General features: G+C 39.4%; 15 protein-coding genes and 2 pseudogenes. 3 read left to right on the plus strand and 14 right to left on the minus strand.

Annotation, left to right across the window (positions count from 1 at the left end; all coding sequences use genetic code 11):
* Window positions 1-164 (plus strand): annotated as a pseudogene (locus tag K5Q29_RS08950) (IS4 family transposase); the annotation flags it as partial.
* Window positions 165-323: 159 nt separating this feature from the next.
* On the opposite strand, the gene proC reads toward K5Q29_RS08950, so the two are convergent.
* The 4 genes from proC to K5Q29_RS08970 all read right to left on the minus strand — a co-directional run bounded on the left by proC (window position 324) and on the right by K5Q29_RS08970 (window position 6,114).
* Window positions 324-1,109, minus strand: a complete 786-nt coding sequence (proC, locus tag K5Q29_RS08955; RefSeq protein ID WP_105139298.1) for a pyrroline-5-carboxylate reductase — start codon at window positions 1,107-1,109, stop codon at window positions 324-326.
* Between the two features lie 9 nt (window positions 1,110-1,118).
* Window positions 1,119-2,357: a glutamate-5-semialdehyde dehydrogenase gene (locus tag K5Q29_RS08960; protein WP_105139297.1), complete on the minus strand. Its 1,239-nt coding sequence runs from the start codon at window positions 2,355-2,357 to the stop codon at window positions 1,119-1,121.
* Between the two features lie 64 nt (window positions 2,358-2,421).
* Window positions 2,422-3,498, minus strand: a complete 1,077-nt coding sequence (gene proB / locus K5Q29_RS08965) for a glutamate 5-kinase (protein ID WP_105139296.1) — start codon at window positions 3,496-3,498, stop codon at window positions 2,422-2,424.
* Window positions 3,499-3,645: 147 nt separating this feature from the next.
* Window positions 3,646-6,114 (minus strand): bifunctional DnaQ family exonuclease/ATP-dependent helicase, encoded by a 2,469-nt coding sequence (locus tag K5Q29_RS08970; protein ID WP_105139295.1) that lies wholly within the window; start codon window positions 6,112-6,114, stop codon window positions 3,646-3,648.
* A gap of 107 nt (window positions 6,115-6,221) precedes the next feature.
* Here K5Q29_RS08970 and K5Q29_RS08975 point away from each other — a divergent pair, with 107 nt between their 5' ends.
* On the plus strand, window positions 6,222-6,857 hold the full coding sequence (locus K5Q29_RS08975) for an MBL fold metallo-hydrolase (RefSeq protein WP_053867146.1): 636 nt from the start codon (window positions 6,222-6,224) through the stop codon (window positions 6,855-6,857).
* Window positions 6,858-7,384: 527 nt separating this feature from the next.
* On the opposite strand, the pseudogene K5Q29_RS10935 reads toward K5Q29_RS08975, so the two are convergent.
* From K5Q29_RS10935 to K5Q29_RS09010, 8 genes and pseudogenes are all read right to left on the minus strand, one after another.
* A pseudogene (locus tag K5Q29_RS10935) lies at window positions 7,385-7,672 on the minus strand (ISL3 family transposase); the annotation flags it as partial.
* A gap of 625 nt (window positions 7,673-8,297) precedes the next feature.
* Window positions 8,298-9,128: an amino acid ABC transporter substrate-binding protein gene (locus K5Q29_RS08980; protein WP_024385321.1), complete on the minus strand. Its 831-nt coding sequence runs from the start codon at window positions 9,126-9,128 to the stop codon at window positions 8,298-8,300.
* A 26-nt stretch (window positions 9,129-9,154) separates the two neighbouring features.
* Window positions 9,155-9,787, minus strand: coding sequence for an amino acid ABC transporter ATP-binding protein (locus K5Q29_RS08985; RefSeq protein WP_009909533.1), 633 nt, complete (start codon window positions 9,785-9,787; stop codon window positions 9,155-9,157).
* Window positions 9,788-9,796: 9 nt separating this feature from the next.
* On the minus strand, window positions 9,797-10,438 hold the full coding sequence (locus tag K5Q29_RS08990; protein WP_002940990.1) for an amino acid ABC transporter permease: 642 nt from the start codon (window positions 10,436-10,438) through the stop codon (window positions 9,797-9,799).
* A 211-nt stretch (window positions 10,439-10,649) separates the two neighbouring features.
* Entirely contained in the window at window positions 10,650-12,665 is a 2,016-nt protein-coding gene (locus tag K5Q29_RS08995) for a P-loop NTPase fold protein (protein WP_169050566.1), read from the minus strand.
* Window positions 12,666-13,182: 517 nt separating this feature from the next.
* The gene (gene glmS / locus K5Q29_RS09000; protein WP_105139293.1) at window positions 13,183-14,994 is read right to left on the minus strand and encodes a glutamine--fructose-6-phosphate transaminase (isomerizing); all 1,812 of its coding nucleotides are present in this window, start codon (window positions 14,992-14,994) and stop codon (window positions 13,183-13,185) included.
* A gap of 293 nt (window positions 14,995-15,287) precedes the next feature.
* Window positions 15,288-15,830 carry a signal peptidase I gene (gene lepB, locus K5Q29_RS09005; RefSeq protein WP_024401810.1) on the minus strand — a complete coding sequence of 181 codons (543 nt, stop codon included), beginning with the start codon at window positions 15,828-15,830 and terminating at the stop codon, window positions 15,288-15,290.
* 42 nt (window positions 15,831-15,872) lie between these two features.
* Entirely contained in the window at window positions 15,873-16,490 is a 618-nt protein-coding gene (locus K5Q29_RS09010; RefSeq protein ID WP_024411738.1) for a GDSL-type esterase/lipase family protein, read from the minus strand.
* 84 nt (window positions 16,491-16,574) lie between these two features.
* On the opposite strand from K5Q29_RS09010, the gene K5Q29_RS09015 reads away from it, so the two are divergent.
* Window positions 16,575-17,684 (plus strand): FAD-binding oxidoreductase, encoded by a 1,110-nt coding sequence (locus K5Q29_RS09015; protein WP_105139292.1) that lies wholly within the window; start codon window positions 16,575-16,577, stop codon window positions 17,682-17,684.
* A gap of 218 nt (window positions 17,685-17,902) precedes the next feature.
* Here K5Q29_RS09015 and ide-Ssuis read toward each other — a convergent pair whose 3' ends face one another.
* Window positions 17,903-21,085, minus strand: a complete 3,183-nt coding sequence (ide-Ssuis, locus tag K5Q29_RS09020) for a host-specific IgM cysteine endopeptidase Ide-Ssuis (RefSeq protein WP_105139291.1) — start codon at window positions 21,083-21,085, stop codon at window positions 17,903-17,905.
* A 160-nt stretch (window positions 21,086-21,245) separates the two neighbouring features.
* The gene (gene pyk, locus K5Q29_RS09025; RefSeq protein ID WP_044754844.1) at window positions 21,246-22,751 is read right to left on the minus strand and encodes a pyruvate kinase; all 1,506 of its coding nucleotides are present in this window, start codon (window positions 22,749-22,751) and stop codon (window positions 21,246-21,248) included.
* Between the last annotated feature and the right edge of the window lie 26 nt (window positions 22,752-22,777).

The raw sequence follows: 22,777 nt of genomic DNA on the forward strand, positions 1-22,777 counted from the left end.
CAGACGCTGTTTATGCCTGTCGAAAATTTCTTAGAGAAGAACTTACTTCCTTCCAATTAGAAACCTACATTGCTAAGCATTTATCCATTATTCGACCCAATCGAACCTTCCAAAGAAAGATAAAAAGCCAGGCTCCCGTAAGCTTCACTTATAGAATATCATAATAGTTAAAAATTTGGGTTAAAAACCTTCCTTTTTGTGCGCCCTAAATACAAAAACTATTCCCGTTTTGTCATGAACTGCTCAGACGGGAATAGTTTCTTTAGCTGCTTAAATGCTTAACTTAATGACATTGGATTAAAAGTCCCGTTTTTTGCTGTCTTCTATTTTTTACCTAATTTTCTAGTCTTTTTGAGGGCGGCGGTAACTGCCTTGATGATGGCGTAACGGAAGCCTTCTTTTTCAAGAGCTACCACGCCTGCGATAGTCGAGCCGCCTGGCGAGGTCACTTCCTGTCTCAGCTGGGCAGGGTGCTTGTCGCTGGTTAATACCATTTGAGCAGTTCCAGCCAAGGTTTGTGCAGCCAGGACCTTGGCATCTTGAGCCGTCAGCCCGTTTTGCACACCGGCATCGGTGAGGGCCTCAATCATCTGATAGACAAAGGCTGGACCGCAGCCTGCGATAGCCGTTGCTGCGTCAATCAGGCTCTCTGGCACCTGTTGGACCTTGCCTGATTTTTCTAGGATTTGTTCCAATAGCGGAGCGAGCTCTTGATTGACCAAGCTATAGGTTGTCATGCCTTGGCCGATAGCGACAGGTGTGTTAGGCATGATACGAATGAGTTTATCTGCCGATACAAATTCTGCCAGGCTGTCAATGGTCACTCCCGCTGCCATGGAAATCCAGATAGCTGATGGATTCTGGCTAATCTGATCCTGTAAGCCTGACAAAACGGACTCAATCAGGTGAGGCTTGACCCCAAGGAAAATGACCTCGGCCTGCTCTGCTATTTCCCCATTAGAAAAAAGCTGACCGCCCACCTGCTCTTGAAGAGCTTGGGCTTTTGCTGGGTTGTGGTTGCTGAGAAGGAGCTGGGTATCTGGCTGCTGGCTGACCGCTTGGGCCAGGGCCGCTCCCATGTTGCCCAGTCCGATAAATCCAATCTTCATCTTGTCCTCCTAACGAATGTGGCCGTCGCCTGTGATGATGTACTTGTAGGTGGTCATCTCACACAGGCCCATAGGACCACGGGCGTGCATCTTCTGGGTGGAAATGCCCAACTCGCAGCCCAGACCGAACTCGCCTCCGTCTGTGAAACGGGTCGAGGCATTGACATAGACCACAGCCGAGTCCACATGGAGTGTGAAAAGTTCTGCCGTTTGACTGTTTTCCGTCACGATGGCCTCGCTGTGCCCTGTCGAGTGTTGAGCGATATGACTGATAGCCTCTTCTACGTTTGAAACGACTTTGACAGCCATGATGTAGTCTAAAAATTCCGTGTCAAAATCTTGGTCGCCTGCTGGTCTGGATTGGTTGAGAATAGCCTGGGCCTGACTGTCAGCACGTAATTCCACCTGACCAGAAAGAGCTTCTTCCAAGCGAGGTAGGAATTGGTTGGCAATTTCTTCATGGACCAACAAGACTTCCGCCGCATTGCAGACTGAGGGACGACTGGTTTTAGCGTTGACCACAATCTGAAGTGCCTTATCTAAATCCGCATCCTTGTCCACATAGACATGGCAGATGCCTGTGCCTGTTTCGATAACTGGCACAGTCGCATTTTCTACAACGGCTTGAATAAGCCCTGCACCACCACGTGGCACCAAGAGGTCAATCTTGCCTTTTGCAGTCATCAACTCCGTCGCAGAGGCACGGCTGGTGTCTTGAACCAACTCAATGACCTTTGGAGAAAGACCAGCCTGTGCCAAACCAGCCTTGAGGGCAGTGACAATGGCCTGAGCCGAATGAAAGGCTTCCTTGCCTCCACGCAAGATGACTGCGTTTCCGCTCTTGATTGCCAAAGCAGCGGCATCCGAGGTCACATTTGGACGGCTTTCGTAAATCATTCCTACCAAGCCAAAGGGAATGGATTTCTTGCGAATGTTCAAGCCGTCTGCCCGAGTGGATTCTTCTAAGACCAGCCCAACAGGATCTGGCAAGCCAATCAAGGCACGAATGCCGTCTGCCATAGCTTCAATCCGCTCAGCTGTCAGAAGCAAACGGTCCTGCATGACCTGACTAATCTTGCCTTGGGCATTTTTCATATCAATAGCATTACCTGCTAAAATTGCCTCAGTCTGAGCAACCAACTGGTCTGCCATAGTCGACAAGGCCTGATTTTTCTGCTCGGTTGTCGCTAAGTTGATAGAAGCCTTGTGGGTCAATAAACTATCTAATAATGCTTGTGTTGTTGTCATAAATTTCTCCTATTTAGTCTTTCAGTTTGCTCGTTCGTCAACATAATCAAGATAAACTGAACGACTATAAGCTCACCCAATCGTTGCGGTGAATCAACACGCCCTCCGCTCTGCCATTGGCCAACTGGTCCTGCAAGTCCTTGGAGGACAGTTTAACCCGCCCTTTACCAATCAAACGATGGTCTGCTTGACTATAAACCTCTACGACCTGCCCCACTTCAAAGTCACCTTCGAGGGCTTTGACACCAGTAGCTAACAAACTGCGTCCCTGGTGCAACATAGCATCAACTGCTCCTGCATCCACTTCAACCGCCGCGTCTGTCCGAGCATAGAAGGCCATCCACTGCTTACGTTGGTTCATGGCATGGTCATCTGCTAAAAAGAGGGTGCCACGATTGGCTTGGGTAACTGCTTGTAAGAGGGCAGTGTCCTCTTTTGAAGAGCAGATAAAGACAGGTACGCCTGACTTGGTCGCAATCTGCGCCGCCTGCAATTTGGTGGTCATGCCACCTGTTCCGTTGGACGAGCCTGCTCCTGCTGCCATGGCAAACAAATCTTCCGTAATTTCCTTGATTTGAGGCAAGTGCTGGGCAGTCGGATCGCTGTTGGGATTGGCCGTGTAAAGTCCATCCACATCCGTCAAAAGCACCAAGAGGTCTGCTTTCAAGAGAGAAGCCACCTGGGCAGATAGGGTATCATTATCCCCCACCTTAATCTCCTCAATGGCAATGGTATCGTTCTCATTGATAATAGGAATAGCTCGTTTCTTGAGCAAGACCTGCAAGGCCTGAGAAGCATTCTGATAACGTCTGGCATCCGCAAAATCATCCTGGGTCAACAAAATCTGAGCCGATACTATGCCGTCTTTCATTAGATTTTGCGTATATTCCTCAATCAGCAAGCCCTGACCCACAGCCGCAGAAGCTTGCTTTTCCGCAATCTTAGTCGGTCGCTTGTCAAATCCCAATCTCCGAAAACCAGCTGCAATCGATCCTGACGTCACCAGCACAATCTGGTAGCCCTTCTGGTGCAACTGAGCCAGCTGATTGGTAATCCGAGCGATCTTGATACGGTCCAGACTGCCATTCTCTTGCGTCAGCGAACTTGTCCCAACCTTAAATACAATTGTTTTTTCTGTCATAATCTCTTCTCACAAAAACTAATATTTGAAAAATTATACCATATTTTAATCATAAAGAAAATCACTGTTATTCAGCAAGGAGAAAGGGAATATGAGTAGCATTAAAAAACGCTCGAAACAAAAGGAAGCCTTGCCGCTTCCCATTATTTATTCAAAAAATTCCTGTACGATTGCTACCATTTCACTTTCACTAGGTTGCAATACTTGATAATCTTTCTCAAAGAAGGACAGAATTTGCCGTCCATAGCGTTTGGTATGAACACGCGGGTCCAAAACCAAGACTAGTGAATCTTGTTTATCATGACGATTGGTACGCCCGATGGCTTGTTTGAGTTTAATCATCATCATAGGCAGGCTGTAATCGTAAAATGGATTTTTCCCTTCTTCACGCAGATGGTGATTGATTTTTTGCACAAAACGGTCTTTGGGATTGTCGAATGGGAGCCTTGTAATGACCTGAATCAATTGGTCCTGGCTGGCAAAGTCAACTCCCTCCCAGAATACGCCTGTGCCGAGTAAAATTTGGCATTCCCCTCGTTCAAATTTGCGTTTGAGTGTCATTTCCTGTCCATGCTTGTGCTGGGCTAGGTGGGGAATGTTATTATCTTCTAACAAATCCGACACCTGCAAGAGCAGAGAAATTGATGTGAACAAGACCAAAGTCGGTCGTCCCAGCTCTGCTATTTCTCCTAAAGTAGTAGCCAAATAAGCTGCATGCTCCTCCTTGGTCCAAGCCAGGATGTCGGAGAGATGAGTCGGAAAAAGCAACTGCTGGTTGGTCACAGTTTGAGTCGGTATCAAATCCAAGGTGACCTGCTCAAAGCCCAGCAGATCCGCCAGACTGACCTTTTTGCTGATGGTCAAGGTGGCGCTGATGCAGAAAATCTTGGTATCAGGCAGGTAGCTGGTCGCATTTAGGAGACTGTCCTTGGAGCCCCGCAAATAGGCAAGCCGCTTTTCTTCTAAATTTTTCTCCTCCAACCAAAAGGTATCGTAGTAGTCTATAAGCTGATGCAAGTCGTTCAAATCAACATCTCCAAGCTCCACCAGGTTCTGACCAAGTTGATGAAGTTCAGCCTTTTGAACCTCTCGTTGACCATGCTGACGAAAACGACTCAAAAAATGGTTGAGTTCAAACTGGCAAGACTCATACAAGCGTTGGTCCAAAATAGTCGTCGCTCTGTCCTTTTTACTTTGCAATACTTGTAACATACTTGTCAAATCTTGCGAAGCCGTCGCTAGATTTTCAGCAGCCAAGAGAAACTTTTGAGCTTCATCAATCACCACCAGACGCTTATCCATGAGAGGATCTTGATCCTTAAGATGGTTGAGAAAATAAGCGTGGTTGGTAATGAGCAGTCTACTAGAGAGAGCTTGTTGGTTCAACCGTTGCCAAAAATCCAAGCCCCAAAAAAGACTTTCAGTCTCCAATTTCCCATCGTGGGCAATCTCATCAAAGTAAGCTTGATAGCGTTGTTTTTGCTTAAGCTCATCCAAATCACCTGTGTGAGTTTCTGTCAGCCAGACAAGCACCTGCATTTTGAATTGATTGACCAGGCGATTATCATCCTGCCTTTGCAGGGTTCTCCAGTAGCTGTCTAACTTGATAAAATGCTTGGGTGATTTTAGAGAGACTATGGGAATACAAAATATCTCTTTAAGCTTGCTCCCTTCCTTTTCCATAATCTGCTCTTGAAGGAGCTTGGTCGGTACGGTGATCAATAAAGGCTGGTCTGACTTAGCAAGTAAAGGCAAAAGATAACCGTAAGTCTTCCCCAAGCCTGCCTGCGCTTGAATAAAATGCACTTTTTCTTCGTCAGCCAAGCGTTTTTCTACTACTTGAGCAAATGCAGTTTGTTTTTTGCGTTCATGCAAGCCGAGAAGGGCAATATTGGTCGAAAAATCTTCAGATAATCGGTAGGCCGACTTGATTTCTTCTGGCTTTTTCAAGACCAAGCCATGAGTAGATTCTAAATCGTATGATAGATTTTCTGACAGAACAGGCACCATTTCATCAATGACCAGACGGGATTCAAAGAGCAGATTGTCCGCCAAATCAAGAATCTTTTCAACAATAGACCTGGGTAAGCTCTTTATTTTCTCTTGAATTTTGATGAGCAAGCGCGCCGTAGCCATGGCATCTGATATGGCCGTGTGCGCCTGGTCCAAACCAAGTTCCAAATGCTCTGCAAGATTTCCCAAGCTGTATTTTTCAAAAGTCGGGAAAAACAGCTGTGATAATTCCACCGTATCTACACGTGGCGTCAACAGTTCATAACCTTCAAAAAAGAGTGCTTCTGCCAAGAGATTGGCATCAAATTTGACATTATGGGCTACAAAAATAGCATCTCCAATCATGTCATAAATGGTACTTGCTACCTGGCCAAAATCTGGAGCTTGACTTAGCTGTTGGTCTGTGATACCTGTCAGATTCTTGATATGGTCATCCAGTAGCTCATAGGGATTGATGTCCCTTGCGTAACTGTCAATGATTTCTCCATTTTCAACGAGAACAATCCCGATTTGAATGATTTTTGCATCGGTACCTGTACCAGTTGCTTCCAAATCTACAACGGCATACCGATTGCTTGTTCTTGTGTCTTTCATACTGTTCATTATAGCATATTCCCTCTCATGGAAAAAGCTCCAAACAAATTCCATGAAGAAGACGTGTTTTTTTGTTAGACTAGTAACATCAGTAACTGTTAGAAGAAGGAAAAAGAATGATTATTCACAAATCTGTCAATCCTGTCGCTTTTCAAAATACCTACTACCTTGAAAATGATACCCATCTGATTATCATTGACCCTGGGAGTGACTGGACAAAAATTCAAGCAACTATCGAAAAAATCGGAAAACCAATTTCGGCTATTCTCCTGACTCACACTCACTATGACCATATTATGAGTTTGGACATTCTGCGTGAGACCTACAATTTCCCGCCTGTCTATGTGGCTGAAAGCGAAGCCAGCTGGCTCTATACACCAGAGATGAATCTATCAGGTCTACCTCGTCATGATGATATGGAAAATGTAGTCTGCCGACCTGCTGAAAAAATCTTCCAATACCAAGAAGACTACCAGTTTGACGGTTTTCATTTCAAGGTAGTTCCAACACCAGGTCACTCTATTGGTGGTGTTTCCTTTATCTTCCCAGAGGATGAATGTGTCATCACTGGAGACGCACTTTTCCGCGAAACTGTGGGACGTACAGACCTGCCAACCAGCAATTTTGACGACTTGATTGTGGGTATCAGAGAACACATCTTCACCCTGCCAAACCACTACACTGTCCATCCCGGTCACGGTCAAAATACCAGCGTTGGACATGAGAAAAATTTCAATCCATTTTTTAGATGACAAGAAAACCTGCCTAGTTCTGATTGAACCAGGCAGGTTTTTTACCCGTGCTACTAGTTAAAGTCAAAATAGCTTAGATTATAAGTCAGTAGGATTTGTGCAATCCGTAGCTGTAATCCGATCAGTCCTCTGGCAAAGAGTTGTTCTATATCAAACAAAGCGTATGATTCAAAAAAACGAGTTTCAATGGTTCGCCTCATGGCTAATAATCTCCATTTGTTATACTAATTAACTCCTTCCATGTTCTATCCTTCTGTTCCAAGTTGTCTTTAAACTCCTGACTAAATCTGCTAAAATCACAGATTACTGATAGCTTTCCAACAAGCAATTCACTACATAATCAGAAACTGGTGTAATAACATAGTTCAGAATATAGCCAGATAGAGTAACCTTCGAAACCATGGAACCACAAGTGTTTCAATACATTGCAACCAATATCTGCCTTCCTTCAAAAACTATTACTTTATAGTTTCGAACAGGATGAAAAAGCTATCCTTGATGACAATAGTATCAGGTGAACATTGCTTACTCATTGCTTGATTCTCAACGAGTAGTAATTGGGTGTTTTTCTGGTTAATAGCAACAGAGATTTGGTCGTTTTTTTAATAAGTGAATTTCAGCGACAACCATTTTCCCGCATTCTTTACACTTGAACCGACGCTTTCTAAGATGGATAAGGAGAGAGGATTATCAGCTGCTTCTAAGCAAAGGATTTTAGATGCTCTTTGGAAGTCGTATTTCACTATTTGTCCCTTTCAGGCAGAACATTGGGGAGACACACAATCTAAGTGAGTTTCCACATCATATTCAGTCATGATAGCGATATTTTTGTCTTCTATTCCAAGAAAATTTGTAATAAGATCTTCGCTTTTCTATTTCTAGGCTCAGGAATCAAGAGTCACTCCCCTAACTCTTGATTTATTCCATATGGCCTCTTTCTAATGTAAGTTTTGTCGCTTTTCATTATAGGTCATATGGGACTTTTACATTTAAAAGGCTCCATAGTGGTTTTACCCGCTACAGAAATTATAGGACCATTTTTTGCCCATCCTCGGCTTATTTGTCACATACTTTACGGATCATGACGGACTAATACTCATTTAAAATCAAAAATAGCCACCTACCACTCAAAGTGGATATGGAGCGTTTCGATTTTGTTATTTTTTTAGAAGAAAACAGCTACTTGAAATCCACAATCCTCAACTCAAACTTATAAATTAAAATTTCACATGTTATAAGTAGCTTAGACTTGCTATTTTTGATTTTTATTGAGTATAAAAGTCATATAATAAAAAGATCCTATCCAATAAATATTGGAGTAGAATCTTAAGTTAATGATATTGGGGTACCCCCCACCGTTTTCACGAGTTCTTTTCATTATTCTGTGGATGAGGGCGCAACCATCATGGATGTCTTGTTCAGTCACTTTTGCTTATATTATTAGTTTTTTACTGCATCGGTTGCAACATCCTCACCAAACCATTTTTGGGAAATTTCTTGGAATTTACCTTCTTTATATAATTCAGCAAATGCCTTATTAATGTTTTCTACGAGTGTAGTATCTGATTTACGAGCACCGACTGCGAAGGCTTCGTTTTCGAAACCTGCATCAATGATGTTGTAATCTGCGATAATTCCCTCTTGTTGCAAGTAATAATTTGCATACACACGGTCAATCAAGAGACCATCAATGCGATCATTTTTCAAATCAATCAAGGCTTCATTGAAGGTCGCATACTGACTTGCATCGTTATTTTGAACAATATCTTTCAAAATAGCTGGTTGTGATTCAAATACTGAATAACCAGATGAACCTGCTTGCGCACCCAAAATCTTATCCTTCATATCAGATACTTGGCTAATATTGGAAGATTTTTTAGTTACAAGAACTTGTTGGTTATCCATGTAGGGATTTGTGAAGAGAACTTTTTCCTTACGCTCATCTGTAATAGAATAACCATTCCAAATTAAATCAATATTCCCATTATTCAATTCGGTTTCTTTCAAGTCCCAGTCAATTGGTTGCCATTTTACAGTAATTCCATATTTTTCAAAGACTGCATTAGCCAAGTCAATATCGAAACCTGTGTAAGAACCATCTGTCTGTTCAAATCCCATTGGAACAAAGGTCTTATCAAAGCCAATCGTAACGGATTTTTCAGACTCGTAGGCTGTCCAATTATCAGACTTAGTAGCCGAATCATTGGAGCCACAAGCAGCAAGAGTTAAAGAAGTTACAAGAGCAAGAGCTCCAAGCATCATTTTTTTAATATTCATCATCATATTTGTTCCTTTTCTTAGTGTTTCGGTTCAATTTTGATGATTTCATCTGCGATATTCTCAGCAAACTGCATATCATGGGTGACCACAATTTGCGTGATTCCAGTAGCCCTATTTTCAAGAATCAGTTTCTCAACTTCTTTTCTTAATTCAGGGTCTAGGGCCGAAGTTGGTTCATCATAGCCGATAATCTCAGGATCAATCATCATCGCACGCGCCAAAGCCACACGTTGTTTCTGTCCGCCCGATAATGAAAATGGGTAGGCAGTTGCGTGGTTAGCAAGTCCAAGAGTATCCAAGAGTTTAAGGGCCTTGTCTTCCGCCTCTGAACGCGACATATTTTGCGTTTTCATAGGAGAGAGAACCAAGTTTTCCAATACGGATAGGTGCGGGAAAAGCTGGAAGTCCTGGAAGACAAAGCCCAGCAAATGTCGTTTTCCCAACTCCTCTAATGGCAGTTCTTGACCATTATACATCAAAGTTCCTGAATCAATAGTCTCTAAACCAGCCAACATCCGTAAAAGAGTTGTCTTACCACCGCCAGATTGACCAACGATGGCAACAATTTTCCCTTCTGGAATGACCAAATCATAGTTGGAGAAAATCTGTTTATCTTCAAAGCGTTTTGACAAATTGCGTAACTCTAACATGACTTCCTCCTATCTATAATAATCAAATTTCTTTTCTACTTGTTTAGAAATCAGTGTTACCGCACCGATCATCAATAGGTAGATTGCACCTGCGATAAACATAGGCGCCAAGCTGGCATCACGATTGGCAGCAGTACGACTAGCCAACAACAAATCGCTAACTCCAAGTGCATAGACCAAAGAAGTATCCTTTACCAAAGTCATGACTTCATTGAAAACACTTGGCAGGACAATTTTCACGACCTGTGGTAAGACAATGTAGCGAATGGTCTGAACAGGGGTAAATTTCAATACCTTAGCCGCTTCATACTGACCTTTTGGAATAGCTTCAATACCACCACGGAAAATTTCAGAGAAATAGGCCGCATAGTTGAGCGTAAAGGCCAAAATCACTGCAGGCATTCGGTCAAATGTAATACCCACACTTGGTAAAACGTAATAAACAAAAATTAATTGTAAAAGCAAGGGGGTTCCTCGCATAATTAATACATAGAAATGCAATAACCATTGTAAGGGTTTAAATTTAATCTGCATTAAAAAAGCGAAAACAGCTCCTAATGGCAAGGATAATATCAATACTAGAAAAAATACTTGCAAGGAGACTGCTGCACCATTTAGTAGACTGGGCAGAACTTCCAAAACATAATCCATAGAGCTCTCCTAAAAGAATGATTAGGTTCTAGTATATCAAAAAGTATCCTTAATTTCAAAGAATTTTTCAGAATTTTTAATAAATTTAACAAAATTTAACAAAATTAGCAAATTAGCAAATTTTGTATAATATTTCAAAAATTCTCAAAAGCAGATCAATTTCTTGAAATATTTTATATTATTACAACAGAATATTAGTATCAATTTGCAATTAATAAGTCTCCGTTATTAATGTTTCCATGACCTTCTTCCATTGTGAATACCTATCTTTCAAAGAAGTTTTATAATCTGGATAAGAATTTTCTATATCACCAAATTCATTATACTCGTTTTCTATTATATATTCTCCACGTTCATTTAATTTATTAGAATCTGGATTTCTTTCAAGATTTTCAATATAATCTCTTAATTTACCAAATTCCCGATAACCATTGGAATTCATAAAAATAGATATATGTTCTTTAGCTGAAATTCCGTTTATTGTATCAGTCGTTTCTAAGTTTTTTACAATATACTGAGCATGTTCTATATACAATGTAAATTCCTTAACAATTTTTTTATCATTATATTTTTTATTGAAGGAAGTATTTTGACTTACTTTTAAAAGGATGTCATCAAATTTATACTGATCAGACTTTTTAAATTCAGTGGGACTCTCACAATTATTTACTATTACAGGGAACAAAGCGTCCTTATCTTCGAATTCAATACATATATCTAACGTAAATTCTAAATATTCTTTAATGAGATATAATGAAATATTCCCAGAAATTGAATAGTAAGAATGTAGATATCTATATAGAATTCTCGAACTAATTAAATCTTCCTCATTGTCTGTCTCAAGTAAATATTCACTTACATAATCCAAATCTATCAAATCAATAAATCGTTCAATATCACTAGTTAAGAAATAGAATCTTTTTATTGTATTTATAATCATACTTTCTAGTGTAGGATTAAAATCAATTTTTTGATCCTTTACAAAGTATCTAGCCAATGAATTTTGGTAAATATTTTTCCATTTTTTGTCATACCTTCCAGAAACCACTATATTTTTATATGTCCTTGTAGGATGTCTATACTTAAATTTTATATAATTCTCTGAGACCCAATCTTCTATAGTTCTCCCTTTTAAATCTGATTTTGGATCCCGACTAGTTAACAATAAAACCTCATCATCATTAAACTGATAATCATTGGAAATTTTTAAAGACTTTAATTCTAACCTCATATAGTTAAGAACAAGAACTTCTTGCACTTCCAACCTATCAGTAATCCTTTCTTTACTATTTTCTTGAACATAGTAAGGTAATCCATTTTCAAAATTGTATTTTTCAATTATCTTTTTAAGTAATTTATATTTTCTTGAATCATTACTTTTTTTAGTTATACGATTCACCAAAAATTTAAATGGAATACTACTCCCACTAGACATATTAATCTCCCAGCAATCCATTAATCTACTTAAAACATAAGAAATTTGAAATCTTAAATCAGTTTCATCACTTAAATAACTTAACTCATGAATAATAGGTCTATAGTTAGTCAGGGAATCAAGTCTAATTCTCTCACCCCATACCTCTGAAAATACTCCTGAAAAGTTCTCTATTTCCTGAGAATTATTTTTCTTAAAAAATTGCTTTAGTAAATCTTTGATTATCTCTGGATTAAATTTTATTTGATATTGATATGGGTGAAATTTAGGAATAACAATTTCAGTGATAAATTTTTCCAAAGATTCATTTGTGGAAATAACTATTACTCTACAGCCAATAGACTGCTGGATATAGTCAATAACACCTAGTACATCATTATAAGCTCCAAAATCTGTTATTTCTGCGGTTCCATCAACATTTGAAATACGCTCAAAATCATCAATTACAACAAAATATTTTTCTCGAAAATTTCTTAAAATTGATAGTCCATTTAATTGATACATAAATCTAAATATTGTTCCTATTAATGGTAAATCAACTAGTAAAGAAATTTTAGTCTCATGCACTATTTGCTCATTGATTTCTTGGATAATCTCATTTCTACTAGTTAATCCAAATAAAGAAACATAAAAATATTCTTGATTCAAACTATCCAAGGAAGTTTTAACAAATTTTGTTTTACCACTACCCCATGGTCCCAAAACCCAGATATTCATTAAGTTATTATTTCTTATTATCCGTTCAAACTCAGGTTCAACTTGATCCTTAGTTTTTGACTTCAGTTTTTTCAAACAGTTCTCCCCCAGTATTATACAAGTGAGGATAAGAAACAAAAGAAATAATAATTTATATAAACATAATACCATCTCAATTTTAATTGAGATTCCAAAGACATTATCGATAAGGAATAACACATTTCTTACAATTTCTTTTCCAATATCAATCACAGATAATATTATCAGAAAAAAGTTAAACAACCATAAATTTCTAATTACTTTCAAACTCTTATTTCCTACTTACTAAATCAAGTGCTACTTTGCTTTTTATTACTTTTTTACGTTTTAATTTATTTCATTCACTATTTTTTGTCTCCTATTTCAAATCAGAAATATAATTCTTCACTTATTTATTTTTAAAATTCGTATAATATAAACTATTGATGCAAAACATAGTTGCTATATATAGTGTATCCAGTTCAAAATAGAAAGTCAAATGTGGACATGACTACTGTTGTTTAACCAAACTAAATAAGAAATTATTTCTAAATATTTGTATAAAAAAGATTTGGTCCCCCAAATCTTTTTCTTCTTATTCAACAGTAACAGACTTAGCTAAGTTACGTGGTTTATCAACATCCAAACCGCGTTGCAATGTCGCATAGTAAGCGATCAACTGTGTCGGAACGACCATAGCAATCGCTGACAAAAATGGATGAACAGTTGTAACAGTGATGTCATCTTCTTCCTTAGCTACTGCTTCATCTACAATTGTCAAGACATTGGCACCACGTGCCACTACTTCCTGAATATTGCCTCGAGTATGGCTTGCAAGGTGTGGATGATTTGAAATCAAAGCCAAGACAGGAACACCGTCTTCAATCAATGAAATGGTACCGTGTTTCAATTCACCTGCCGCAAAGCCTTCACACTGGATGTATGAAATTTCTTTCAATTTCAAGCTGGCTTCCATAGAAACGTAGTAGTCACTACCACGACCGATATAGAATGCGTTGCGAGTGGTTGATAAGAGTTTTTCAACTTTTTCAGCAATCACATCTTTTTCTGACAAGCTGGCTTCGATAGATTGAGCTACGATGGACAATTCATGCACCAAGTCAAATTCTTTCGCGTAGGCATTGCCATTTGCATCACCGACAGCCTTAGCCAAGATTGCCAAAGTCGCAATCTGTGCAGTGTAGGCTTTTGTAGAAGCTACCGCAATTTCTGGTCCTGCATGGAGCAACATGGTGTAAGTTGCCTCACGTGATAGGGTAGAACCAGGAACGTTGGTTACGGTCAAACTTGGAATGCCCAGTTCATTAGCTTTAACCAATACCTGACGGCTATCAGCAGTTTCACCTGACTGGCTAATCATGACAAAGAGTGGCTTTTTGCTCAAAAGTGGCATATTGTAGCCCCACTCAGATGAAATTCCCAACTCTACTGGTGTATCTGTCAATTTTTCCAAGAAGTCTTTAGAGGCAAATCCTGCGTGATAGGAAGTTCCAGCAGCCAAGATATAGATACGGTCAGCTTCTTGTACTGCCTTAATAATTTCCGCATCAACTGTTACCCGACCAGCTTCATTTGTATAGGCACTAATCAATTTACGCATAACAGTTGGTTGCTCATCAATTTCCTTGAGCATGTAGTATGGATAAGTTCCCTTACCAATATCTGATAAATCAAGCTCAGCTGTATAGCTACCACGTTCAATCGCATTGCCATCATAGTCCATGACTTCAACACTATCTTTTTTCACGATAACTAATTCCTTATCGTGAATTTCCATGTATTCACTTGTCTCACGAATCATAGCCATGGCATCTGAGCAGACCATGTTATAGCCATCGCCCAATCCAATCAAAAGTGGAGATTTGTTTTTGGCAACGTAGATAGTATCTGCATCCCTAGCATCAATCAAGGCAAAGGCGTATGAACCTTGAATAATCTTCAATGCTTTTTTGAAGGCTTCTAGGGTTGACAAACCTTCTTCTGCAAATTGACCAATCAAATGCACAGCAATTTCTGTATCTGTCTGCCCTTTCAAGTCATGACCTGCAAGATACTCTTCCTTGATTTCTGCATAGTTTTCAATCACACCGTTGTGAACAAGGATATGCCCAGCAGTTTGAGAAGTGTGAGGGTGAGCGTTGTTCTCAGTTGGTTTCCCGTGTGTTGCCCAACGAGTATGACCGATCCCTGTTGTCCCTTCGGTCTTATCGCCAACTTTTGCAGACAATTCTGCAATGCGACCAACAGCTTTCACAAGATGAGCTTGCTCACCACCCGTCACAAAAATACCTGCTGAATCATAACCACGGTATTCTAATTTTTCAAGTCCTTGAATCAAAATATCAGTTGCGTTTGTATTTCCTACAACACCAACGATTCCACACATACATATCACCTACGATGTTTGTTAACATCGGCTTTCATTTCTTTAAAAATTGGTCTAGTCTAATTTATATCTAAAAAGACCAGTGAAATCAGTATATAACAAGATTTCATCCTTGTCAACATTTTAATTGGTCTAATCTAATTTCAAAATACAGATCCAGTCATCTCATACTCAATGAAAATCAAAAGTAGCCTAGGAAACGAAGCCGAAGATAGAACTGGAGTTCATCAAGGCAAGTTGACAACGGATAATTTTGATTTTCGAAGAGTATCAACACAATAAAAAAGCTGATTCTACTGAACCAGCCCTGTCTTAATAAAACCAAATTCTGAAAGTGGACTAATCCGAAAAGTCAGTCTACCAACAATATCCTCACTAGAAATCAAACCAAAACTACGACTATCCTGTTGATTCGTTCGTACATCATTCAACACCAAATAGTGCCCCTCTGGAATGACATTGTACTTTCCATTTGTCAAGGTTTCCAATGTAAAGTCATCTGTATAACTTTCTTGTGAATGAGGCGTTTTTAAATAGTTCTCTGTAACAATAATATCATTACGATAGAGAACATCGTCCATATAGGTAACCGTCTCGTTTTCCAATGCAATCACACGACTCACATACTCTTTTCCCTCATGGTTATACAAAATAAAATCTCCATGAATCGGGCGGACATTTCGCACCGTCATGATAAAGTCGTTTTCCTTCAAATAACTATTTGCCATCTCAGGGGTAATCGTGACTGGCTCAAGTAACCAAAATCGTAGGCCAATGATTCCAAAAATCAATAAGACCAATAAACTGATTTGTTTTATTAAATCTCTTTTTACCATAATCTCTCCATTTCACTAGTATTATACCACAATTTAGAGCTATTAGTGTCTGAGATGCTGGTAAATCTCTTCAGCAATAACTTGATTTCCTAGCGGTGTCAAATGAAGACCGTCGCTATAGTATTCAAGATGTCCCTCCGTCACAGTGTAAAGGTTAATAACTGGTAAACCAAGTTCATTTCCGATAGCTGGGATAATCTTTTGTAATTCATCTTCAATAATTTGATTATTCAATCCAAAACGACTGGTTGGTACGTAAGGCGGGATGACTAAATAAACATCCGGCTGGCTTGCTAAAACCATATACTGCTCGGCCATTTCCCTATACTCTCGAATAAATCTCTCCCTATTCCAATATGGTCCTCGGCTGTCGTTACTACCAATCATGATGATGACAATATCTGCTTCACTCTCAAGTGAAAGTTGGGCATTCTTCTCTTTAAAGTAAGGAAAATCTGCAGTTGACTGAAGTGAACGCCCACTCAATCCGTAATTTGAAACTTGATAGTGATGCCCAAGTTTCTCAGCTAGAATACAAGGATAGGCATCTTTTTCACGATTCTCCAAGCCATATCCATAAGTCAAACTATCTCCGACTGTTGCAACTTTCACGGCCCCACTTCCAACGGTTAGGACCTCAGGATACATTATATCTGACACACGAACTCCTCAATTTTTCTTATTTTCTATTGTATCATGTTGAAAAAAATAAATAAACTTCTGAATTTGTGATATAATTAACTTATGAAAAAACAAGTTATTATTATAGGCGGAGGAATTGTTGGCTCTACTGCAGCCTTTTATCTCTCCCAAGAAGAACAAGTCAATCTTACTCTCATTGATTCAGGTATTGGAACAGCCACACGAGCTGCCGCAGGTATCATCTGCCCATGGATGGCTCAGAAAAAAAATAAAGACTGGTACAAGCTGACTTCCGATGGTGCTGTTTTCTACCGTCAATTGGTAGCCGATTTGGAAAAATCGGATGCTACTGAAATTCCATTCAAACAGACTGGAACCATCGGCCTAAAAAGTAAGCCTGAACTACTTGATAAAATCCAAAAAATTGCCGAGGAACGTCGCGTAGATACTCCGACTATTGGCGAAATTACTCCGCTTGTAGGCTCGGAAATTAACCAGTACTTGCCACTACTTAAACCAGACTATTTTGGTATCCATTTAGAAGGTGGCGGTCGTATTGATGGTGGGCGTTTGATTGATATTCTTCAGGAACAATTTTTGAAAAATGGTGGTACACGTATCTACGGACAAGCAAAACTGCTCGACAACCATACTGTCGAAGTAGATAATCAAGTGCTTACGGCTGACCATATTATCTTAGCCACAGGGGCCTGGTTGCCACATATTCTTGAACCTCTTGGTTATCAAGTGGATGTTCGACCACAAAAAGGACAATTGTTAGAATTAGATACAGAATTCGATACTGATAATTGGCCAGTTTGTATGCCTTACGGAGAGATTGACATCCTACCATTTGAAAATGGAAAAATCATTATTGGTGCAACTCATGAAGATGATATGGGGTACGATTTAGAACTAGACCCTGAAAAAATCCAAGCCATGCATGATAAAATAGCCGAATTCATGCCTGATTTGGCAAACTATCCTGTAGCCAGAACTCGCATTGGAACGCGCGCCTATACTTCAACTTATTCACCATTCTACGGAAATATTGAGGATATGCCTAATGTCTGGGTAGCTAGTGGTCTAGGCTCTACCGGCCTGACAAATGGCCCAATTATCGGTTGGCAAATTGCTAAAGAAATTCTCAATCAAGAAACAAACTTTGACCGTACACCATATTCTCCAAATAGATATATTCTCAAAAAATAAGATACAATAAGTTTAGATTCTACTAACCCTTTAAATGTAGATACTAAGACTAGTTGTTATCCAACCAATACAATAAGCAACGGGGGGAACCTCGTTGCTTATTTCTATCTAGAATACTACCATTCTAGTCTCAAACTATTAAAGAATTATCTATAGCATGTTATAGCAACTATAGGAACTGATTCACTTAAAAACCTAATTCGTTGAAAATATTTCTTTTACTTACGTCTTTTCTTTAACAAACCTAAAGCACTACCAAGAACAAGAGTCAATAGACCGACTCCCATAATCTGTCTTGAAGTAGGTATACTTACTTTCGAAGATTGTTCTACGCCTAAAATTTGTTTTGCACCTGCTTGAGATTGAACTCCCATATTCTTACCAGATTCAATAGTATTATTTGAGGTTTGTGAGCTATTTTCTACGAGCACTACAGGTTCAGAAGCAGATGAAACCGTTTCAACTAACTCTGTCTCCTTGTGTTCCATAACAATTTCTGATTTAGACGCTTGACGCTCTGTATTATTAGACACTAATAACACAGTATTCTGATAGCTCATACCTATCTCAGTACTATTTGAGTTTGAAGACTGAGCAATAGTGGCTTCTAGCAATGGAGACCCTGCTTCTGCTAAGCTTGATTCTAGCAATTCTTTCTTAAGAATTTTTGATTGAACAGAGCTTGGCCCTTCAGTATTTGGTTTTCTAACCTCTCTTTTCGATAACGAAGAAACTTCCACTTCTGCATTCGTGTCCCTCTCAGAACCGATAAGCGGGATAGCTACTGATTCAATCACTGGATTATCCAGATTAACTGATGAAACAGCAGTTAGAGAGGCATCTGCATGAATTTCAGAATTGTCGACAGATGCAGCTTCGACATTAGTTGATTCGCTCGAGGTTGGTTCTGCAATTTCTGTCTCTCCAGCCTGAATGGAGTCTTTTTCAAGCGGAGTAGCTACAGATTCAGTTTCGGCATTCGTTGGTTCGCTCAAAGTTTGTTCCGCATTTTCTGTCTCTCTGGTCTGAATGGAATCTTTTTCAAGCGGAGTGGCTACAGATTCAGTTGTGGAACTATCTGCATATGCCGAGGAACCACGGGGAGTAACTGAAGAGGTAGCTGAATGGATTTCAGAATTGTCGACAAGTTCAGCTTCAACACTAGTTGATTCGCTCGAGGTTGGTTCTGCAATTTCTGTCTCTCCAGCCTGAATGGAGTCTTTTTCAAGTGGAGTAGCTACAGATTCAGTTACGGAATTATCTATATACGTCGGGGAACCATGAGGAGTAGCTACATCATTAACAGGAGTGACCACAGTTTCAGTTTCAACATTCGTTGATTCTACAGGAGAGATTTCTACATTTTGATGTGGTATTGAGTCTGGTTGTTCAGAAACAACCGCCTCCACTCTATCTTCTTCTTTGTCATTTGCACCCTCTACGATTAGGGTGTCTGACAGAAGTTCCGAACTCTGATTTTCAACTTTTTCTGACTCAAGAAGCTCTTCAACTTGGTCTATCTCATCATTTTTCACATCTTCTTCAACAGCTACTACTAGCGAATCCGTTTCTGACGTTTGCATGTTTCCTGATAGTTCTGAACCAAATTCATCCTTGTTTTCAATAATTATTGGTAATGTATCTGCCTCTTGTGCAAAAACATTATCTCCCTCAGCCTCTACAGAAGATGTCGTTTGGGCCTCCACTGGAAAATGCAATTGATCGGTACCATCTGCAATAATACCTGCATTCTCTGTGTCTGCTTCCAAATTTGTGGAACTTGTTTCTTGAGATGATAGAGAATCAACATCTGAAACCGTTGAACGATTACCTACTGGTAAATCTGGTGCCAAAGCATTTCCAACTTCTGAAATAGGAAAATCTAAACTCTTTAAACTATTTAAACCATTTTCCAATGCACCACTTAGCGTCTCAGAACTTTCTGCCTTTTGAATAGATAGAATTCCTTGATTATAGAGATTATTTAGTTTTTCAAGATAAATCAGCCGCATTGATTCTGGCAATTCAGATTGTCCTTGAATAAACAAAGTCAACGCCTTCTTTGTATCGGCTAATGTCTGACTAGCTGTTTCTTTGGCTTTTGCAAGCGGATTGAAATATTCTTCCCATAAGTCTTGACCCAGACGGATTGTATGGACATAATCCAAAAGCGCTCCAGCTGAATTATTTTTCATATGATTATTCAAACGTGGATTTCCGGAAGCATCACGAGTAATTCCCATACGCTTCAAGCCAATTTGTTCTTGTTGATCATCAGAATCTGTGATATAGACAGCCTTAATCTTACCTTGATTGTCGTACTCAGCACCCCATACCGTTACAATATGCGTTGCATAACCTAATGTTCTATAAGTTAAGCCGAGTAATCCTTTGCTCTCCAAAACAGTTCGAACATCCTCACCAAAACGCTCATAGCTACCACTGAAAATACGATTTGTCAGTTTTTTCTCTTTGAAAACGTCGTAGAAAAAGCCGCCCCTACTATCTGGTACTAACTGGCTATCTTCCAGATTGACACCGCCCTGTGCCTTAGGTTTATATCCATTAATAAACAAGTCAACTAAGGCATCTGACACAAAACCATTTGTACGATAACCGTAGTAAGTTTTGAACATATCAAAGACTCGACTATTTTGCTGATCCTGGAACGAATCAATATAGCGACGTAGGTCCGTTATTGCATAGTTTTCCCCAACATTTACTGTACTATTTTTTTCCTTGAGATATCGCTCAACATAGGAACTATTCTGTTCCAACCACCAATGTACCATGTTGGAAGACACGGCTGCAAAACATAGGTTAAGGTCAATAAATGAAGCATCGAGACTTTTATTGGTATCATAATAGCCTTTTCCTGCCTCAAATGGCGCTGTATAGTTTAAATAGTCTCCATACTTTTCCTTTACAAAACCACCGCTTTGTTCCATTGCAGGAGGGGTAATTCCATGAGCCCATATAATTTGTCGTTGCTCGCCACTCTCCGTTTGATAACTGGTGTAATTCAAAATTTCTTTTGTCTCAGTAACCTCTATCTGATTTTGCTCATTTGTCGTAACTTCTATGTCGTCTCTAGAAACTGCATTCTCGTCCCCATTGTCCGATTTCATCTCTACCGCACCTTCTCGTTCAGCACCAATAGATGATGGGATATTATCTACTACTTTCTCTACAATTTCAGAGCTAGAATCATCTAAAGAGCCTAATTTTTCTGATTCAGTAGACGCCTCTTCTTTTTCTTGTAATTCCTCAATCGTTAGATTTTCTCTTGTAGTAACTGTGTCAGCAACAACAGTCGGTGCATAGATTGCAGTACATAGTAAAGATACAGAAACCAATCCAACTGCTGACTTTCTTAAAGAAAATCGTTCTTGAATTCTCATCTTTCCTCCATTTATATTTATATTCTTTGAACAAGTTATTCTTACTCTTATTTATTTTTTATATCAACACCCCAAAATCATTTAGAGACAAAAAATCTATAACAGCACGTATTTAACTTATTCTCTAATTATTACAAAAAGGTCCAAGCGGACCTTTTTATTATTTTACTGTACGAACACGCATAGTGTTTGTTGAACCTGCAACACCTACAGGCACACCAGCAACGATAATAATGTCATCTCCTGCTTCAACAAGACCTTGCTCTTTGGCAATACGTTCAGCCAAATCAAACATATCGTCAGTTGAATCTGGACGTTTTGTTACAATTGGAATAACACCCCAGTTAAGCATCAATGATTTTTGTACTTTCTCAGTAAATGTTACTGCCAAGATGTCCGCATCTGGACGGTATTTAGAGATCGAACGAGCTGAGTAACCTGTTTCTGTAACTGTTACAACTAGTTTGATGTCCATTGAGTGACATGCGTCTTTTACTGCAGAAGCAATAACTTCTGTTTTAGAGGCACGATTAAACTGATCAGAGTTCAAACGACCATATTCATTAAGAAGAGTCTGTGCGTTTTTAGCGATAGTTGCCATTGTACGAACTGATTCTACTGGATATTTACCGTTTGCAGACTCACCTGAAAGCATTGTTGCGTCAGTACCATCGATAACTGCGTTGAATACGTCTGATACTTCTGAACGAGTTGCACGTGGTTTTTCAGTCATTGTTTCCAACATGTTTGTTGCTGTGATAACTGCTTTACCAGCTGCATTCACTTTAGTGATAATCATTTTTTGGTAAACTGGAACCATTTCAAATGGTACTTCGATACCCATGTCACCACGAGCAATCATGATACCATCTGCTGCTTCGATGATTTCGTCGATGTTGTCGATACCTTGTTGGTTTTCGATTTTCGCAAACAATTGAACGTGATCGTTACCAGTTTCTTTACAGATGTTACGAACAACTTCTACGTCTTTTGCAGTACGTACAAATGAGATGGCAATGAAGTTCAAACCTTGCTCAAGACCGAAGCGGATATCTGCATTATCACGCTCTGCAAGAGCTGGGAAAGGAATTTTTGTGTAAGGGATGTTTACACCTTTTTGTTTAGCAATTACACCGTCGTTTTCAACCAAAACAACAAATTCACGGTTTACTGCATCTTTTTCAACAACTGTCAAACCAAGTTTGCCATCATCAACAAGGATTTGCTTACCAACTTCAACATCGTCAAAGACATCCAAACCACCTGCTACGTTCAAGGCAATCACTTCTTTTGTAGATTTGATACCTTGTTTTGTAGCAACACGCAATTTGTCACCAGTTGTATATGCGTATTCTTTTGCATCATCTTCAAACAATTCTGTACGGATTTCTGGACCTTTTGTATCCAACAAGAAACCTACTTTTTTACCAGCGATTTCTTCTGCACGACGAACTGTTGCCATACGATCACCTTGCTCTTGGTGGTCACCGTGTGAGAAGTTGAAACGGAAAACATTGGCACCTTCTGTAATCAAAGCAGCAATTTTCTGTGCTGATGACTCAACATCCAATTTTTCACCCCAGTAACCATCGTCACCGAATTTTTTACCACCGCGGATTTCTACCGCTGGACCAAGGGTTGCAACAATTTTAACACGTTTGTTCATCTTAACAAAACTCCTTTTATTTCAAT

Source organism: Streptococcus sp. 2018037 (genome assembly GCF_019754195.1).
GTDB classification, from domain to species: Bacteria; Bacillota; Bacilli; order Lactobacillales; family Streptococcaceae; genus Streptococcus; species Streptococcus hashimotonensis.

What these genes read in the sequence shown, in the direction of transcription:
- lepB (WP_024401810.1), bottom strand. Translation starts at nt 15,830, where the DNA reads ATGGTAAAAAGAGATTTAATAAAACAAATCAGTTTATTGGTCTTATTG.
- glmS (WP_105139293.1), bottom strand. Translation starts at nt 14,994, where the DNA reads ATGTGTGGAATCGTTGGTGTTGTAGGAAATACAAACGCAACTGATATT.
- proC (WP_105139298.1), bottom strand. Translation starts at nt 1,109, where the DNA reads ATGAAGATTGGATTTATCGGACTGGGCAACATGGGAGCGGCCCTGGCC.
- K5Q29_RS08970 (WP_105139295.1), bottom strand. Translation starts at nt 6,114, where the DNA reads ATGAACAGTATGAAAGACACAAGAACAAGCAATCGGTATGCCGTTGTA.
- K5Q29_RS08990 (WP_002940990.1), bottom strand. Translation starts at nt 10,438, where the DNA reads ATGGATTATGTTTTGGAAGTTCTGCCCAGTCTACTAAATGGTGCAGCA.
- K5Q29_RS08960 (WP_105139297.1), bottom strand. Translation starts at nt 2,357, where the DNA reads ATGACAACAACACAAGCATTATTAGATAGTTTATTGACCCACAAGGCT.
- K5Q29_RS08975 (WP_053867146.1), top strand. Translation starts at nt 6,222, where the DNA reads ATGATTATTCACAAATCTGTCAATCCTGTCGCTTTTCAAAATACCTAC.
- proB (WP_105139296.1), bottom strand. Translation starts at nt 3,498, where the DNA reads ATGACAGAAAAAACAATTGTATTTAAGGTTGGGACAAGTTCGCTGACG.
- K5Q29_RS09015 (WP_105139292.1), top strand. Translation starts at nt 16,575, where the DNA reads ATGAAAAAACAAGTTATTATTATAGGCGGAGGAATTGTTGGCTCTACT.
- K5Q29_RS08985 (WP_009909533.1), bottom strand. Translation starts at nt 9,787, where the DNA reads ATGTTAGAGTTACGCAATTTGTCAAAACGCTTTGAAGATAAACAGATT.
- ide-Ssuis (WP_105139291.1), bottom strand. Translation starts at nt 21,085, where the DNA reads ATGAGAATTCAAGAACGATTTTCTTTAAGAAAGTCAGCAGTTGGATTG.
- pyk (WP_044754844.1), bottom strand. Translation starts at nt 22,751, where the DNA reads ATGAACAAACGTGTTAAAATTGTTGCAACCCTTGGTCCAGCGGTAGAA.